Annotated in this window: 16 protein-coding genes; 9 read left to right on the top strand and 7 right to left on the bottom strand. The window is 50.3% G+C overall.

Annotation, left to right across the window (positions count from 1 at the left end; translation table 11 throughout):
- Positions 1 to 5 precede the first annotated feature (5 nt).
- Positions 6 to 2,201, top strand: coding sequence for a PilZ domain-containing protein (locus tag OMP95_RS07260; protein WP_266327438.1), 2,196 nt, complete (start codon positions 6 to 8; stop codon positions 2,199 to 2,201).
- Here OMP95_RS07260 and pmbA read toward each other — a convergent pair.
- Genes pmbA through OMP95_RS07225 form a run of 7 tightly spaced genes read right to left on the bottom strand, consistent with a single transcriptional unit; the run spans position 2,198 to position 7,696 of the window.
- Entirely contained in the window at positions 2,198 to 3,532 is a 1,335-nt protein-coding gene (gene pmbA / locus OMP95_RS07255) for a metalloprotease PmbA (protein WP_266327436.1), read from the bottom strand. The genes OMP95_RS07260 and pmbA overlap by 4 nt on opposite strands.
- Positions 3,529 to 3,936 (bottom strand): M67 family metallopeptidase, encoded by a 408-nt coding sequence (locus OMP95_RS07250; RefSeq protein WP_266327434.1) that lies wholly within the window; start codon positions 3,934 to 3,936, stop codon positions 3,529 to 3,531. The genes pmbA and OMP95_RS07250 overlap by 4 nt, the downstream gene beginning before the upstream one ends.
- Entirely contained in the window at positions 3,933 to 4,691 is a 759-nt protein-coding gene (locus OMP95_RS07245) for a HesA/MoeB/ThiF family protein (RefSeq protein ID WP_266327432.1), read from the bottom strand. Before OMP95_RS07245 ends, OMP95_RS07250 begins: the two co-directional genes overlap by 4 nt.
- A 31-nt stretch (positions 4,692 to 4,722) precedes the next feature.
- A complete protein-coding gene (gene prmC, locus OMP95_RS07240) occupies positions 4,723 to 5,559 on the bottom strand; it encodes a peptide chain release factor N(5)-glutamine methyltransferase (RefSeq protein ID WP_266327431.1) in 837 nt (278 codons plus the stop codon).
- A gap of 17 nt (positions 5,560 to 5,576) precedes the next feature.
- Positions 5,577 to 6,626, bottom strand: coding sequence for a response regulator (locus OMP95_RS07235; protein WP_266327429.1), 1,050 nt, complete (start codon positions 6,624 to 6,626; stop codon positions 5,577 to 5,579).
- 33 nt (positions 6,627 to 6,659) lie between these two features.
- The gene (locus tag OMP95_RS07230; protein WP_266327427.1) at positions 6,660 to 6,971 is read right to left on the bottom strand and encodes a DUF3301 domain-containing protein; all 312 of its coding nucleotides are present in this window, start codon (positions 6,969 to 6,971) and stop codon (positions 6,660 to 6,662) included.
- A complete protein-coding gene (locus OMP95_RS07225) occupies positions 6,968 to 7,696 on the bottom strand; it encodes a 16S rRNA (uracil(1498)-N(3))-methyltransferase (RefSeq protein ID WP_266327425.1) in 729 nt (242 codons plus the stop codon). Before OMP95_RS07225 ends, OMP95_RS07230 begins: the two co-directional genes overlap by 4 nt.
- 367 nt (positions 7,697 to 8,063) lie before the next feature.
- Here OMP95_RS07225 and OMP95_RS07220 point away from each other — a divergent pair, with 367 nt between their 5' ends.
- The 8 genes from OMP95_RS07220 (at position 8,064) to OMP95_RS07185 (ending at position 16,238) form a co-directional block, all read left to right on the top strand.
- On the top strand, positions 8,064 to 8,858 hold the full coding sequence (locus OMP95_RS07220; protein ID WP_266327423.1) for an inositol monophosphatase family protein: 795 nt from the start codon (positions 8,064 to 8,066) through the stop codon (positions 8,856 to 8,858).
- A complete protein-coding gene (pgeF, locus tag OMP95_RS07215) occupies positions 8,858 to 9,601 on the top strand; it encodes a peptidoglycan editing factor PgeF (RefSeq protein WP_266327484.1) in 744 nt (247 codons plus the stop codon). The genes OMP95_RS07220 and pgeF overlap by 1 nt, the downstream gene beginning before the upstream one ends.
- 37 nt (positions 9,602 to 9,638) lie before the next feature.
- On the top strand, positions 9,639 to 10,445 hold the full coding sequence (locus OMP95_RS07210) for a ZIP family metal transporter (protein WP_266327421.1): 807 nt from the start codon (positions 9,639 to 9,641) through the stop codon (positions 10,443 to 10,445).
- Positions 10,446 to 10,449: 4 nt separating this feature from the next.
- Complete coding sequence (gene waaF, locus OMP95_RS07205) at positions 10,450 to 11,505, top strand: lipopolysaccharide heptosyltransferase II (protein ID WP_266327419.1); 1,056 nt, start codon at positions 10,450 to 10,452, stop codon at positions 11,503 to 11,505.
- A complete protein-coding gene (locus OMP95_RS07200) occupies positions 11,486 to 12,997 on the top strand; it encodes a hypothetical protein (RefSeq protein WP_266327416.1) in 1,512 nt (503 codons plus the stop codon). Before waaF ends, OMP95_RS07200 begins: the two co-directional genes overlap by 20 nt.
- Positions 12,975 to 13,745, top strand: coding sequence for a lipopolysaccharide kinase InaA family protein (locus OMP95_RS07195; RefSeq protein ID WP_266327414.1), 771 nt, complete (start codon positions 12,975 to 12,977; stop codon positions 13,743 to 13,745). The genes OMP95_RS07200 and OMP95_RS07195 overlap by 23 nt, the downstream gene beginning before the upstream one ends.
- A 173-nt stretch (positions 13,746 to 13,918) precedes the next feature.
- Entirely contained in the window at positions 13,919 to 15,640 is a 1,722-nt protein-coding gene (locus tag OMP95_RS07190; protein WP_266327413.1) for a carbamoyltransferase, read from the top strand.
- A 4-nt stretch (positions 15,641 to 15,644) separates the two neighbouring features.
- Positions 15,645 to 16,238: a YrbL family protein gene (locus OMP95_RS07185; RefSeq protein WP_266327412.1), complete on the top strand. Its 594-nt coding sequence runs from the start codon at positions 15,645 to 15,647 to the stop codon at positions 16,236 to 16,238.
- Positions 16,239 to 16,242 lie beyond the last annotated feature (4 nt).

The raw sequence follows: 16,242 nt of genomic DNA, 5'->3' as shown, positions 1-16,242 counted from the left end.
TGATCATGGCCGAGCAACCCGATCGCAAGCAGCAGAACCAGGCCTTTCTGCAGGAGCTGGAACGACAGCGTCTTAATAAACCTTGTAATCGGGTGATTGACCTGCGCGGCAAAGTGGCCGGTGAGTGTCAGGCCTATCAATTCGGCGAACGAACGCATTATCTGGATGATCGCGCCTACCTGCTTGCCCGGCAGTTAATGGCACGTTTTGATGGCCGCTACACGATCGGCGTATACGAAACGGTCTTGAAGGCACTGAAGAAACTGGCTCAGTCTGATCCTCCTCCTCCCCCAACTCATAGCGGACCACAGCTGATTCAAGTCGATGAGGCTTTGCAACGCAGTGGCCAACGGGTCGTATTCAGCACTCCGGTCAGATTGCGACTTGAAGATGTGCTGTACAACGGCAATACGGTGGATATTGCCAGCCGTGCTATCAGGGTCGCGCTGAAACGCAGCTATTCTCTGCATCTTGGCGATCGGGTTCTGGTTGAGTTTGTTGATTTCTATCAGCAGACCTCGTTGCCTTTTCTGCAACAGCTGCCGTTTGACATTATCAAGCTCGATCACGATGCCACCTACACCACCATTGTATTATCGCGAACGGATAACAGCGACCAGGCGGCCAATGACTGGCTTGAACAATGGGTAACCCAGCATGCAGGCAGCCGGCAACTTGATATTGATAACGAACTCATTAATCTGGTCAGCCAGATATACCTGCGCCTGTGGCTGAGAAAACTGTCAGCGCCTTTGTTATGGTTAGCTGATAGCAGCGATATGCAGCCACCGCTGGCCTTGCATATGATGCCTACCGCCGCAGCCATTTTCGAGCCCTGGCAGCAAACGAAGCAGACCACGCTGCTGGAAAAATTACCGCTGTCATTACTGAAGCAGCAAACAGCTGTGCTGGCCGTCATTGATAAGGAGCAAAGCCATGCGGCACCTCTCGGACAGACCAGTACTATTAATAAGTTGATATTGTGGCATCTGCAGCATCCGGGCAGTCAACTGCTGTTACTTAAAGCACACGCACTTGAGTTCAATCCACGGGACTTTAGCCATGAGGTGACAACCATTGCGGCAGTAGACAGTGAACAGGCAAAAAACCTGCAACACCGGCTGACACAGCTGCAGCAAAAGGTCAGCATAATCGATTTAACAGCGTTAACGGCCAATATCGCCCCGGGTCCCACTATCAATAGCCGGCAAATATCCACTTTTCAGACCTTGAAAACCTTTTTTGATAAAGAACCGCCCTTACCCAAACCCCTGCATCAACCAATCCAGCGTGATGCCGTGCGTTTTTACATCCGCACGCCCATCACCCTGCATATAGGTGACAAGCATTACCAACTGGAAACACTGGACGTATCGGCAGGCGGGCTGGCACTGAAAATTCCCATCACGGAGAAGCTTGAACTTAACAAACGTGTGCTGATTGATTTTGATCGTTGGCAAACCCTGACCAAAAAGGTCAAATTGCAGGACATTCCCTATCAGATCAAAAATAAACTGGTATGGAACGGCGAGATCAGGCTGGGCTTGCAACGCATCAAGAATAATTGCCCGGCAAGTCTTAACAGCTTTTTTGACTGGGTCATCGCGCAAAATAAAAGCGCACTGAAACCCAATAACGATGATGTGATTGATGCGGCAGAAAGCAGAGTTTTCAGTGAACTGCTGACACCGACGCTCGACTCTACCGGCCTGTTTTTCGGGCTTGATAACAATGGCCACCGTCATCTGGAAACCATTGCTGCCACCCGCGTCAATCAGGCTCGGACACTAGACGATTCATTCTGGCAAGCCATCAGCCATGAACTCACCCGGCTGAGTGAGATCATTAAAAACCTGCCGGCAGACGACAGCGCCCATCATACTACCGGCTTATATGCCTATCAGAATACAAACGGTAACTGGACAACCGCACTGGAAACCGATTTCCATCATAGTCGGGAAAAAGCGGTGTTTATGCAACGCGCCTTAGCTGCTGCTGATTTCCGGATTTATCTCTGCGTATTAATGCCTTTTTCGGCTAAAGACAGCGAAGCAGAAAAAAACCTGTCAGCACAACTGATGCAGATGCGTCAGCAACGAGCGCACCGGGTCAAACAAATCCGCCAGCAACTCACCAATCTGTTCGGTATGGCCGAACTCACTGATGTCAGTGATATCTTCAAATTGCTGTATCAGACTTAGCTTGACGCTATCATCATATTTTCGAGCAGCACGGAGCCGCAGCGGGTGTTGCCGCGCAGATCGATATCATTGCCAATGGCCTGAATGCCCATAAACATATCCTGCAGATTACTGGCGATGGTGAACTCATCAACCGGAAACTGTATCTCGCCGTTTTCCACCCAGAAGCCGGCGGCACCCTGCGAATAATCACCATTGACAATATTGACACCCATACCCATGGTTTCGGTAACAATAATGCCTTTGTCCAGCTGTTTGACCAAAGCCGCAAAGTCCTGGTCAGCACTGCTGTCCACAGTCAAGTTATGCACGCCGCCGGCATTGGCCGTTGTTTTCATCCCCAAGCGGCGGGCGGAATAGCTGTCCAACACATAACCCTGTAATACGCCGTCGCGAATAATGTCGCGGTTTTGCGTAGCAACCCCTTCAGCATCAAAGGCAGCGCTGCCCAGGGCCTTGTGAAGGTGAGGCTGTTCGTGAATATGCACAAAGGCCGGGAAGATTTGCTCACCTTTCTTGTCAAGCAAAAACGTGGCTTTACGGTACAGCGCACTGCCACGAATCGCGCCTATCAACTGGCCGAATAATGAAGGCGCGACTTCCGCTGCAAATAACACAGGATAGGAACCGGTTTTTACTTCACCGGCGCCCAGCCGCGCCATGGTTCTTTGCGCGGCTTTCAGGCCGATGGATTCCGCGGTGTTCAGATCATTTTTATCACGGGCAATGTCATACCAGTATTCACGCTGCATGCCTCTGTCATCACGGGCAATCAGACTGCAGGAAAGGCTGTGGCGACTGCTTTGGGTGGCACCGATAAAACCGTGGCTGTTGGCATAAACACGATCCCCGCTGTGACTGGACAAGGTCGCCCCTTCAGAGTTGCTGATGCCTGCATCATAATCCAGACCGGCCTGTTCACAAATTGTGGCCAGATCAATTGCCTGCTCGACCGTCAATGCCCAGGGATGGTAAAGCGATAAATCAGGCAAAAAATCAGCCATCAAATCGGCGTCGGCAAGACCGGCAGCCTCATCAGGCTGGGTATGTTTGGCGATATTACATGCCGCAGCAACCGCTTCGGAAATCGCTTCAGGACTGAGATCGGAGGTGCTGGCAGAGGCTTTGCTCTGGCCGAAATACACCGTGACCCCAAGGCCGGTGTCATTATTGTGCTCCAGTGTTTCTACTTCCCGCTGGCGCACGGTAACTGACAAACCCTCGCTGTGATTCACCCCGACCTCGGCGGCACTGGCGCCCCGTTTTTTAGCCTGCTCCAGTGCAATTTCTGCAGCCTGTTCCAGCCCTGTGTTAACAATTTCCTGACTCATATAATCAGCTCTACTTCTTCGTTTGTTCCATCACGCAGATAGAAACCGCGCATTTCCAGCACCCCTTTGGTATTAAGCGAAATAATCAAATAAAGTGCCTCGGAATAATTAGCCTCTTCAATATCAATCTCAGAAGGAATCGGCGGACTGCTGGGGTGGGAATGGTATATCGCAAATAATTCCTGGCCCTTCTCCTTCATTTTTTTGAAGGCAGCCAGTTGTTCACTGGCATTAAGCGCAAACAGCACGCTGGCATCTGTTGCCACATTTTCTATCGGATAACAGACACAATCGTCCTGATCTCGACCGACCAGTCCGCAGACTTCCTGGGCCGGAGACAGTTGAGCCTGATGCAATAGCTGGTTCACCAGCGTGCGTGGAATTTGTACTGTTTTCGTTGTCATTGTTTTACCTGAAATTTGGAACAGACAGGACAGTTCGGGTCCTGCTTTAACTTGATTTCGCGCCAGGTCATCGACAAAGCATCGAGCAATAATAGCCGCCCGGCTAACGTTTCACCGATCCCGGTCAGTAATTTAACCGTTTCCACGGCCTGAACGCCACCAATCATAGCCAGCATCGGTGCCAGAATGCCACTCTCCGAGCAGGTTTGTTCCAGTTCACCCTTGTTCTCGTACAAACAACGGTAACAAGGACTGTCAGCCTGGCGGGGATCATAAACTGTGACCTGTCCTTCCATACGAATAGCGGCACCGGACACCAGCGGCAAGGTTTTTTCACGGCTGACTTCATTGAGCAGAAAACGGGTGGCAAAATTATCACTGCAGTCCACCAGCACATCGACATCGTCAGTGATAGCAAGCAGTTCTGCTTTATCCAGACGTTTATCGATAAGTTGCAGATTCACTTCATGATTCAGACTACGCAGCGTATCGGCCGCAGAAGCCACTTTGCTGCGGCCAATGTCGTTTTCACTGTGCACAATCTGACGCTGTAAATTGGATAGTTCAACCTGGTCATCATCAAGCAACGTGAGTCTGCCCACGCCGGCAGCTGCCAGATACATCGACACCGGCGCACCTAAACCGCCCAGGCCGACAATCATCACATGACTGTCGATTAATTGCTGCTGGCCGCGGATATCCATTTGCGACAATAGAATATGCCGGCTGTAGCGAAGTAGCTGTTCGTCGTTCATCAATAACAAAGGTTGCTTTTAAAATTAGCCATTATAACGTCAGTTGCCCCATCACTGCCCGGTCTTGACCACCCAGATCCTGATGAGCACTGATATTTTCAAATCCGGCATCGGCAAAAACCGTTTGCACCCGTTCGGATTGATCAAAACCATGTTCCACCAGCAGCCAGCCACCTGGTTTCAAACAGATTCGGGCCTGCGCCACAATCTGGCGGATATCATTGAGTCCATCCGCACCGGAAATTAACGCTGACAGCGGTTCGAATCGCACATCTCCCTGCAAAAGATGCGGATCAGCCGCTTCAATATAAGGCGGATTGGAAACAATCAAATCAAACTGACGAGGTTTAAAACCGCCCAGCCACGACATTTGCAGAAAAGCTACATTGCTGATCTGATGCCGGGCAGCATTAAGTTGCGCCAGTTGCAGAGCAGGCCAGGAAAAGTCTGTAGCCAGCATATACACATCCGGACGCTCTGCCGCCAGTGCCAGCGCAATGGCCCCGCTGCCGGTGCCCAAATCCACTGCCCGCATGCCGGGCTGCAGCTTACTCAATGCCAGAGACACCAGCAGTTCGGTATCCGCTCTTGGAATCAATGTCGATTCGTTTACCGCTAAATCCAGCGTCCAGAAACCGCGGGTGCCGGTCAGATGCGCTATCGGCCGTCCCTGCTTTCGCGCCGCAATCAACTGCAAAAACTGTTGCCACTGTTGCGAAGTCATCTCGGCTTCAGGGAAGGTATGTAATCTGGTCGCAGAACACTGCATTACATGACAAAGCAGCATTTGCACATCAATATCCGGGCTCACGCCGCCAGCAAGCTGTGCGCGGCCGAATTCAACCGCGTCGCGCAGAGTATAAGTCATCCGCAGGGCAACAAGTTTCAGATGAAGGCAATAATCAAGGCCAGCACGGCCACACCCGCAGCACCGAAACTGATATTACGTTGCAGGGTCAATTGTGCTTGTAGTTGAGACAACTGATCTAGCTGTTTATTTTCAAGCTCTGCCTGTACATCGCTCAACTGGCTTTTCACCAACGGCTGTAAACGCACGTTCAGCTGCTGCTCCAGGTAACGGTCAATCGCCGGCGTCAAATCATCATGTAGCTGTTGTTGCACAGCATCGCGCAGGGGTTGTTGCTGTTTTTTCAGCCACTCAGCACCTTCACTGCGCAAAGCAACCATCAATTTTTCAGTGAGGCCGTAATCCTGAAACGCTTTATCCACTGCCTGCGCAGCCGTGCGTGAAACCAGCTCTTGGGCTTGTATTGACAGTTCGCCTTTCAGTTCCTGAATACTGCTTAACGCAGATTCACTGACCTGACGGCTGATTTCCGGAATCAGGATCTGAACATGTTTATTGCTGGCCTCCGCGGCGGTTTGTTCGGCAACCTGACGGCTGATGTCTTCAGCGGTTTCCCGCAGTTGCCGATGCAAATCAGGTAAAAACTGTTGCTGTATCGATTGCATCAGTTTAGCGAATAACACCTGCTCATCAATACCGGCTGCAACAGGTGTTTCCTCTCCTGCTTCTGCGCTGATATCAGCTGTTTCAAGCCGGCTGCTCACATCATTGAGCACAGCGGTTAAAGCCTCGGCAGCCGGCGGCTTTGATAATACCGCCACAGCGCCGGTAGCCAGCGCTTTGTCCAGATCCGCCTCACTCTCATTACCGGTGCAAATCACCACCGGAATCCGAGCCAAGCGGGGGTTGGACTTGATTTGACGGGTAGCGGTGAGTCCGTCCATGCCATCCATCATCACATCCATAAAAATAATGTCCGGTTCATGCTCAGCCGCTTGCAACCAGCTGACTGCTTCTTCTCCGCTACCCAGTTCAGTCAGTTCGAAGTCTTGCGCCTTAAGCAGTTTACCTAGCGTCATTCTCGCTACCCGCGAATCATCCACCACTAAAGCCTTTTTGATATGCATAAGATTTCCTTTCCCTCCAGGGGCTGTTGACCGTCAGCTAATGCGAAAAGCATCCAGACTGACTGACTCCACTTTTTTTCCCAGCATGACTATTTCGCCACGATAGCGCTGTTGCATGTCACTGGCAAATTCAAAAAAATAGGTACGCTGCAGCTGCACCCGGCCTGCCCGATTGCGTTTGAGACGGATTTTCTTCCAGGCCACCGTATCGTTGAGAAAACTGACACCGGCATTGCTGCAATAGGTTTTGGCAGACAGGGTCGCCCGTTCGGCCGCACCGCGGCTGTCCCACCACAACCAGCCGATAGCGGCCAATATAATAATAATGATGCCGCTCTCATTCATCCAAGATCTCCCCATAACGTCTGCACCACAGCCAGTGCGGCGGTAGAGGCAGTTTCCGTTCTGAGGATACGTGGCCCAAATTGGACGGCAGTGAATCCACCGGTTTGAGCCTGCGCTATTTCAATGTTTGTCAGCCCACCCTCGGGACCGATAAGCAGCGTCAGATTTCGGGGCTTTTGCAACTGACCGAATCCGGTATTTGCTTCCGGATCAAGCACCAGTTTCAAATCACTGTCAGCCTGGTTGATCACCGTATCTAGCGTGGTCACAGCGGCCAGCGTGGGTAGAAAACAACGGCCACTCTGCTCACAGGCACTGGTCATCACCCCATGCCAGTGTGCATAACGCTTATCTGCCCTGTCACCACTGAATTGCACATTACAACGCTCTGTGATCACGGGAATAATAGTATTAACGCCCAGCTCCACCGCTTTCTGTATCGCATAGTCCATACGCTCACCGCGAGAAATGCCTTGCAGCAGGGTGATATTAAGGGGTGATTCGGCTTGTTTTGTCAGTTTTTGCCCGAGTTCCGCCTGAGATTGGCGCTTTTGCACCTCGGTCAGCCTGGCTTCATATTCCAGCCCCTCGCCATTAAACAGCCTGATCTCCGCACCGGTTTTCAGCCGCAATACCTGTATAGCATGGCGATGCACCGTCTCCGGCAGCAGGATAGTAGTCTGCTCCAGGCTGAGTTCAGGACAAAAGAATCTGGGAATGCGCATGTAATCAACAATCTGGACGAAAGGAAATGTCTATGCAGTTTACAGATTGTCGCCGCAGGATTGAATCAAAAAATTAATTGACGCTGCTATACCGAAACAACCTGGAAATGCACGATATCAGCGAGACAAGAAGCTGCCTTATTCTTTGCCAGAATATCGCAGCAATAGTTATTCTCTTGCAAGATGTTATGGCAAAGAATAAGGCAGCTTCTTGTCTCGCCCTGTGGGAGCCCATGTAAACAGTCAGCACGGCGTTACAGCCTTTGCCAAGGGAGTGGCCCTTCGCGGCAGGCGGCGCCTTGTTCTGACTGTTTACATGGACTCTGATACGCGCATTTCCAGGTTGTTTCGGTATATACTCAGGCGCATGGAAATCGACCTCAGGCTTTTACAGCGGCTAGTCAGGGATGTGGTTGACACCACGTTGCTGCCGCAATTCAACAACGTTAAACGTCAGTACAAAAAAGACGGCAGTATTGTCACCATCGCTGATCAGGCTATGCAACATCAGCTCACTGCCGCTTTGGCTGAGGCGTATCCCGATATTGCCTTGCTCGGCGAGGAAATGCCGCTGCAACAACAGCAGCAACTGCTGGATTCCGGACAGCTTTTATGGTGTCTGGATCCGATTGACGGCACCAGTAATTTTGCATCCGGTCTGCCTTTTTTTTCCATTTCTCTGGCTTTGATTGAAAATGGTCAGGTCAGCCTGGGGCTGGTTTATGATCCCATTATGGACGAAAGTTTCACCGCCAAAATAGGGCAAGGCGCCTGGCTTAATGATGTCCCGTTGCAGGCAGAACAGACCGGCTTAACGCTGGAACAATCCATTGCGCTTATCGATTTCAAACGCCTGCCGGCAACAATAGCTTCGCGCCTGGTCAGTGAACGGCCTTTTGGCTCGCAACGCAGTCTGGGTTCCGTTGCATTGGAACTGTGCTGGATAGCTGCCGGCCGCGCTCAGTTGTATTTACATGGCGGCCAACAGCTGTGGGACTATGCAGCAGCACAGTTGATCATCGCAGAAGCCGGCGCTTATGCCTGCACGCTGGAAGGTGAAGCCTTATTCACCAATTCTCTGCAACAACGTTCTACCTGTGCCGCAGTGGACAAGGCTTTATTCGATAGTTGGCGCAGTTATCTCGACGGATTACCGGGATGATGCCGGTGGCTGACTTGATTACACCCGACTGGCCTGTTGCCGCTCATATCCGTGCCTATTGCAGCACCCGGCATGGCGGCGTCAGTCAAGCTCCTTTCGATTCGCTGAATCTGGGTACGCATGTAGGCGATGCCCCGGAGGCGGTCAAACAAAACCATCGGCGTTTCAAGCAAATGGCCCGCTTGCCGGCTGATCCTTTGTGGTTAACTCAAAAACATGGCACAACAGTGATTAACAGCCAGAATTGGTACAGCGGCTGTGAAGCGGATGCCATTTTTGCCGATATCCCCGGCCATGTTTGTACCGTGCTATCTGCGGACTGCCTGCCGGTTTTACTGTGTGATAAGGCCGGGCAACAAATTGCCGCGGTGCATGCTGGCTGGCGCGGTTTGCTGGCCGGCGTCATTGAAAATACGGTCCGGCAATTCCGCGGCCCGCATGAAAACATCTTGGCTTGGTTGGGACCGGCCATTGGCCCGCAGCAGTTTGAGGTGGGCAGTGAAGTTTTTCAGGCTTTTACCCGTGTTGATAATAAAGCGGCGGTTGCATTCCGGCAGACTGATGCCGAACATTATCTGGCAGATATTTTTCAGCTGGCACGACAACGCCTGAACAAAACAGGCATCACGCAAGTCTCTGGTGGCGATTTATGCACCGTCTCAGACCCTGAGCACTTTTTTTCGTATCGGCGCGATGGCCAAACCGGCAGAATGGCAACGGTTATTTGGATGATGCCTAAATAAGGTATCATTGCTGATTAATTTTTACTTATGGTTTGATATGGAACTATTGTCCTGGATCATCGGTTTCAGCTTGCTGGGAGGGCTGCTGAGCGTCCTGATTGCCTCCTCGTTTCTGCTGTTATCCAGTAATCACCGCACTATAGCGGTACCGCATCTGGTCAGTTTTGCAATCGGCGCCCTGCTCGGCGCGTCCTTCCTCGGCTTAATCCCGCATGCCATTGAACATCAGTATACGGTTGATTCCCATGAAATCGGTCTGACGCTGTTGCTGGGTTTGCTCAGTTTCTTCCTGCTGGAAAAACTGGTGTTATGGCGACACTGCCATACGCATCACGGCGAGGAGCATATTCCGGAACTGGATCGTCCCGATCATCATGGCGGCCATAATCACAAACATCAAGCGGCAGGCTCGCTGATCCTGATTGGCGATACCATCCATAACTTTGTCGACGGTATTCTTATCACTGCGGCCTTTATGACAGATATCCATCTGGGTATTGTCACTGCGTTGGCAATCGCGGCCCATGAAATTCCACAGGAACTGGGGGATTTTGTGATTCTGCTGCACAGTGGCTTTAGCCGCAGCAAAGCCTTATATTTCAACATCTTGTCCAGTCTCGGCACCGTGGCGGGCGCCTTGCTGGCTTATTTTGCTTTGGCCGATATGCAGCATTATCTGCCTTATATTCTGGTGATCGCGGCCTCCAGCTTCATCTATATTGCTGTAGCCGATCTGATCCCGGGTCTGCATGCCCGCATCAAACCATCAGAAACCTTACAGCAGATTTCGTTAATTGCTGCCGGCGTTATCTTTATTTTTGTCGCTCACAGTACTTTGCACTGAGTCCATGTCCAAACAGCAGCACAGAACCATCGGCAAAATACTGATTATCGGCCCATCGTGGGTCGGTGATATGGTGATGGCGCAGTCTTTGTTCCGGGCACTGAAAGCAGACAATCCCGAGGTTCAGATTGATGTATTGGCCATGGACTGGACCAAACCGCTGTTACAGCGAATGCCTGAAGTAAATCAGGCGATCAGCATGCCGGTCAGTCATGGCAAATTCAGCTGGAAAATGCGTAAGCAACTGGGGCATCAACTCCGATCCGCAAATTATGATCAGGCGATTGTGTTACCCAACTCGTGGAAATCTGCATTGATTCCCTGGTTCGCCAATATTCCGGTTCGCACCGGCTGGCGGGGGGAAATGCGTTATGGTTTGCTTAATGACCTCCGCAATTTGAACAAAGATGTTTTGCCGATGATGGTACAGCGCTTTGTATCACTGGCGTATCCGGCTTCACAATCATCTGCCGCCCCCAGTTACCAGCCACCGCTGATGCTGGCTAAGCCGGTAAAAACCGAATTCGATCCCGTCCGTAATCAGCATGAGAAAAGACTCGTGCTCTGCCCCGGCGCCGAGTTTGGTCCGGCAAAACAATGGCCGCCGGAATACTACGCGGAAGTCGCCAACAGGCTGATAGCAGAAAACTGGCAAGTGCTGATTCTGGGCTCAAAAGCCGACCGGGGCAGCGCCGAACTGATTTTTTCTCAGATTCTGCCTGAGTATCAATCCAAGCTGTTCAACCTGGCGGGGCAAACACAGCTGGAAGATGCAATTGATTTACTGGGTAGCGCTGACTGTGTGGTATCAAACGATTCCGGACTGATGCATATTGCCGCGGCGCTGCAAATCCCGCTAGTGGCGGTTTATGGCCCGACATCACCGGCATTCACCCCCCCGTTGGCGGACAATGCCCGCATTGTTCAAATTGAGGTTGACTGTGGCCCCTGCTTCCAGCGTCATTGTCCGGAAGGACATCACCGTTGCATGCAGGATCTTTCCGTTGATAGGGTTATTCAGCAGATACAAGAACTTGTTCATGATTCATCACAACGCTAAATTCCCGTTAGGATTTAACCAGATCCGAATGATAACGGCTTTGATCAGCCTGCTGTTTTCGGTGGCAGCATTTTATTTTGATGACGTTATCAACCGCGATGGCGTGATGTATATGGAAATGGCGCAGGCCTATCTGGATGGCGGCCTGGAAGCGATGGCGAAAATCTACAACTGGCCTTTGTTTGCCATCCTTGTCGCCTGTATCAGTAAACTCTTGTCTTCACCACTTGAATTAACCGCAAGTGCTATTAACTCAGTCTTGTTTGTATTGTTTACGGATGCCTTGCTGCTTATCAGTCACCGTATTCTGCCTAATCTGAGGCAGGTATTGATTGCTGCAATTCTGATTTTGAGTTTTTACACCATAAACGACTATCGTGATTTTATTATCCGCGATATTGGTTATTGGGCTTTTTCCGGCCTGGCGCTATATCAGCTGATTCGTTTTCTGGAGCATGCCGATCATCGTCATGCCATATTTTGGCAACTAAGTGTCATTACCGCCGTATTATTCCGTGTCGAAGGCTTAGTCATTCTGCTTGCCATGCCTTTGTATGTCTTTGTTACGCAACCTTGCAGACCGGCGCTAAAGCAACTGGTGCAGCTTAACTCGATTGTTATTCCCGCGACGATATTGCTGATCATGATCAGTCTCAGTTATAGCGGCTGGGTGCAGGCATTTGACAAGCTTGGCAGCTATCTCAGCTATCTCAATACCGAAGCATCGGAGCTGCAACAACTGAAGCAGAAGCTCAATCTATTCGAAAAAGAAATTCTGAGCCCGTTCTCCGCCGATTACAGCACACTAATTCTGTTTTCGGGTCTGTCGGTGATGATGCTCTACAAATTGTTCAAAGGTCTGTCCATCAGTTATCTGTTACTGCTGGGCCTTGCCGTCTGGCAGCAAAAACAAGCCCCCCGCATCCCATGGCGTGGGCTCATTGTCTATTTCACCATCGTCAATATTCTGATTCTGACGGCCTTCCTGTTTAAACACTATTTTGTTGTTTCGCGCTACTGCATCATGGCGATCGTGGGTGTATTTTTGTTAATCCTGCCCCGCCTGACGCAACTTATCGAACAAAGCTGGCAACAGAAAAAGTGGTGGCTGTTTGGCCTGAGCAGTTTGATCATTCTAGCGGGCGTAATCGATACTTTTCACACAACCAGCTCAAAAGCCTATATTAAAAATACCGCTATCTGGGCCGGCCAGAATCTGGCAGCAGAGAGCCGGGTACTGACAAATGATGAATTCATCCAGTACTACTTCAACACCCGGCCATCACAGGCAACGCTGGATTATCGGCCGGGAGGCCTCAAATATTATCAGGCTTATGATTATGTTATTGTGGTTGAAAAGAAACGTTACCGGGACTTATTAACAAGGCTGGAGCAGATGCAACTTGAGCTGATCTACCACGAAACCAGTAAACGTAACAATCAAGCCAGTGTATATCGAGTGATCAGCGATGGAAAAAAAGCCGAGCCTTAGCCAGCCCCATGCTCTGGATGAAGATGATCTGGACAGTTTTGGCCGTTTATGGACGGTAAAATCAGACTGGTTTGAACCGCCTAATGTGCGCCGCGGCGGCTGGAGCGGAGTGATCAAATATGCTCTGAATTCCGCCAGCGGCAAGATCAATGTCTTTATTAAACGCCAGGAAAACCACATCACCAAAACCTGGAACCATCTGATAAGCGGCATTCCCACTTTTCAGAAAGAATATTTCAATATTCTTAGGTTGACTCGGAACAATATCCCTACGCTTGAACCGGTCTATTTCGGTGTGCATGAAAAACGGGCGATTTTAATCACCAAAGCACTTGAGGGTTATCAGGGTCTGGATAGCGTAGATCCTGTTGCATTGTCCGGAAAAGATAAAAATGCTTTGATTGCAAAAGTCGCCGGGGTCATCCACCAGATGCATCATTATCATTTCCAGCATAACTGCCTTTATCCCAAACATATCTTTGTCAGACAAGCAGCTGCTGGCTGGGATATCAAAATCATCGATCTGGAGAAAATGAAGCGCACGTTGTTGCAACATCACGCCATGATCAGGGATCTGTCAACGCTGTTTCGTCATACTGGTAATGCCTGGTCGCTAACAGACAAACTGCGTTTTTTCAAAGCCTATCGCGGGGAATGCCGACTATCGCCGTCATCAAAAAAATTATGGCGACAAATTGCCCGTAAATCCCGCAATAAACGGCAGCAAAGCGGAATGCTGGCCGGGTGAGAACAGCTTTCATTTGTCAACAGGCGTTTTATTAGCGCAAAAAAGCAGCAAATACTGAACCGCACAAGCGAACTTACAACCGATCCAGCATAACGCTGACAGGCTTCTGGCCCCCTTATCACAGCGCTTGCTATACTTAGCGCTGTTTAACTTTAAAGACTCCGATACCCAATATGATAGTTTTAGGTCTGTCCGGTGCCGTCAATCACGACGCCTCCGCCGCACTGTATATCGATGGCAAACTGATTGCCGCAGCTGAAGAAGAACGCTTTCTGCGTGATAAACATGCCAAAGGTAAAATGCCTTACGAGGCCACACGGTTCTGCCTTGAACAGGCGGGTATTCGTCCCGAACAAATCGATATCGTCGCGTTTCCCTATGCCCAAATCGGTCTGAAATCGCCGGCCCGCTGGCATTATGCCAAACGTCACTGGTACGCACCTGACCGTGCTTTAACCGCTTTGTTCAGCGGTAACCGCCGTTACTGGCGCAACCACCGCAATGTGATGAAACTGCTCGATGATCTGGGCATCGGTGCGGATCGGGTCAAGTTTGTGCCGGTCGAACATCATTTGGCCCATGCCAGCAGCGCTTATCATCTCAGCGGTTTCAAAGAAAAAACCGCCATTATCGGCATCGATGGCAAAGGTGAATATGCCACCACTTTCTTCGGCTACGGCGAAAACGGCAAAATTCATAAAATCAAAGAGTTTTATGATCCGGATTCCTTGGGGGGGGTCTACGGTGCCCTGACTGAATACCTGGGTTTTGAAATGCTCGATGGTGAGTTTAAAGTCATGGGTATGGCGCCTTACGGTAACCCGGAACGCTTCGATTTTTCGCCTCTGATTGACTGCAACAACGGTCAATTCAAGGTCAATACCCGGCTGGTCAATACCGTCGGCTTCAGACGTTATAAGAAAAACGGCAAAGGTTATTTCTTCAGCCCTGAACTGATCGAATGGCTGGGTCCGATGCGTGAAGGCGATGAAAAAGATGAACCTTATATTGATTACGCCGCCAGCATTCAGAACTTGCTGGAAAAAACCGCTTTGCATCTGATTGATTATTATCTGGGCGATATTATCAAAGAAACCGGCAAAATCGCTTACGCCGGCGGCGTCGCACTCAATGTCAAACTTAATCAACGCATTATTGCCATGCCGGGTGTCAAAGAGCTGTTTGTACAACCGGCAGCCAGTGATGCCGGCACCGCCATCGGTGCGGCCAGTTATGCATCTCAGATGGCGGGCGTACCGGTTGAGAAGATGGAACATGCCTACCTCGGCCCCTCTTTCACTACCGAACAATGTATTCAGGCATGTGAACAATATTCACAGCCAGTGAAATGGCAACCTATGCAGAATGTCACTGCCGAAACCGCTCAGCTGCTTGCTAATGGCAATCCGGTATCCTGGTTTCAGGGGCGTATGGAGTTTGGTCCGCGAGCATTGGGTAATCGCAGTATTCTCGGCAGCCCAAGCCACTCCGGTGTTGCAGACCGGATTAATGCCCAGATCAAGTACCGCGAACGCTGGCGCCCGTTCTGCCCCAGTATGCTGGATACAGTGGCGGCCGAGATTTTACAGACCGATCATCCCAGCCCGTATATGACGTTTACTTTTGATGTCGCCGAAAGCTGGAAGTCGCGTATTCCGGAAGTGGTGCATGAAGATGGTACCGCGCGGGCACAGATTGTGACCCAGGCGACCAATCCGCGCTATTACGCCTTGTTACAGGAAATGGAAAAACTGACTGGTAATGGTGTGGTGCTCAACACCTCGCTGAACCGCCGCGGTGAGCCGATGGTGTGCACGCCGACGGATGCTTTGAATATGTTCTTTGGCTCCGATCTGCAATATCTGGTGATGGAAGATATTCTGATCACGAAATAACAATATGATTAAACTTAAAACTGAAGATCCTATCGGCAAAGGCTGGCATCGGGAATGTTACCAACATCCGGAGGATAACAACTTATGTATCAAGGTCGTGGTTAATGGTAATCACAAGGAAACTGAACGGGAGCAGGCCTACTATCGCCTGTTACAGAAACGGTTGACTGACTGGCAAGGCCTGCCACGCTTCCACGGTAATGTGGAGACCGATATGGGATGGGGCGCCGTGTTTGACCTGATACGGGATCATGATGGGCAAGTCGCCAAAACACTCGACCATTACCTCAGCGATACCATATTGCTCGAACAATACAGCCAGGCCATTATCGAAGCATTAAAAGCATTGAAAGCATATCAGGTGCAACACAATGTACTCAGCATGTCACTCAAGCCTAAAAATTTGTTATTTCAACGGATGAACGAAAATAATGGCAGAGTACTGATTATTGATAATATCGGTAACGCTGACTTAATTCCTTTTTGCTCATACCTAAGCTTTTTAGGCAAGAAAAAAATAGCCAGAAAGTGGAACAGATTTAAACAATTACTTAATAAAACCTACCCTGAGTCTACTGCCATTTTCGAGAAAATTTGATTCA

Origin of the sequence: Methylophaga sp. OBS4 (genome assembly GCF_026319305.1) — a bacterium.
Lineage (GTDB): Bacteria > Pseudomonadota > Gammaproteobacteria > Nitrosococcales > Methylophagaceae > Methylophaga.
The sequence above is the reverse complement of the archived record's forward strand: the minus strand, read 5'-3'. Positions and strand labels throughout refer to the sequence as shown.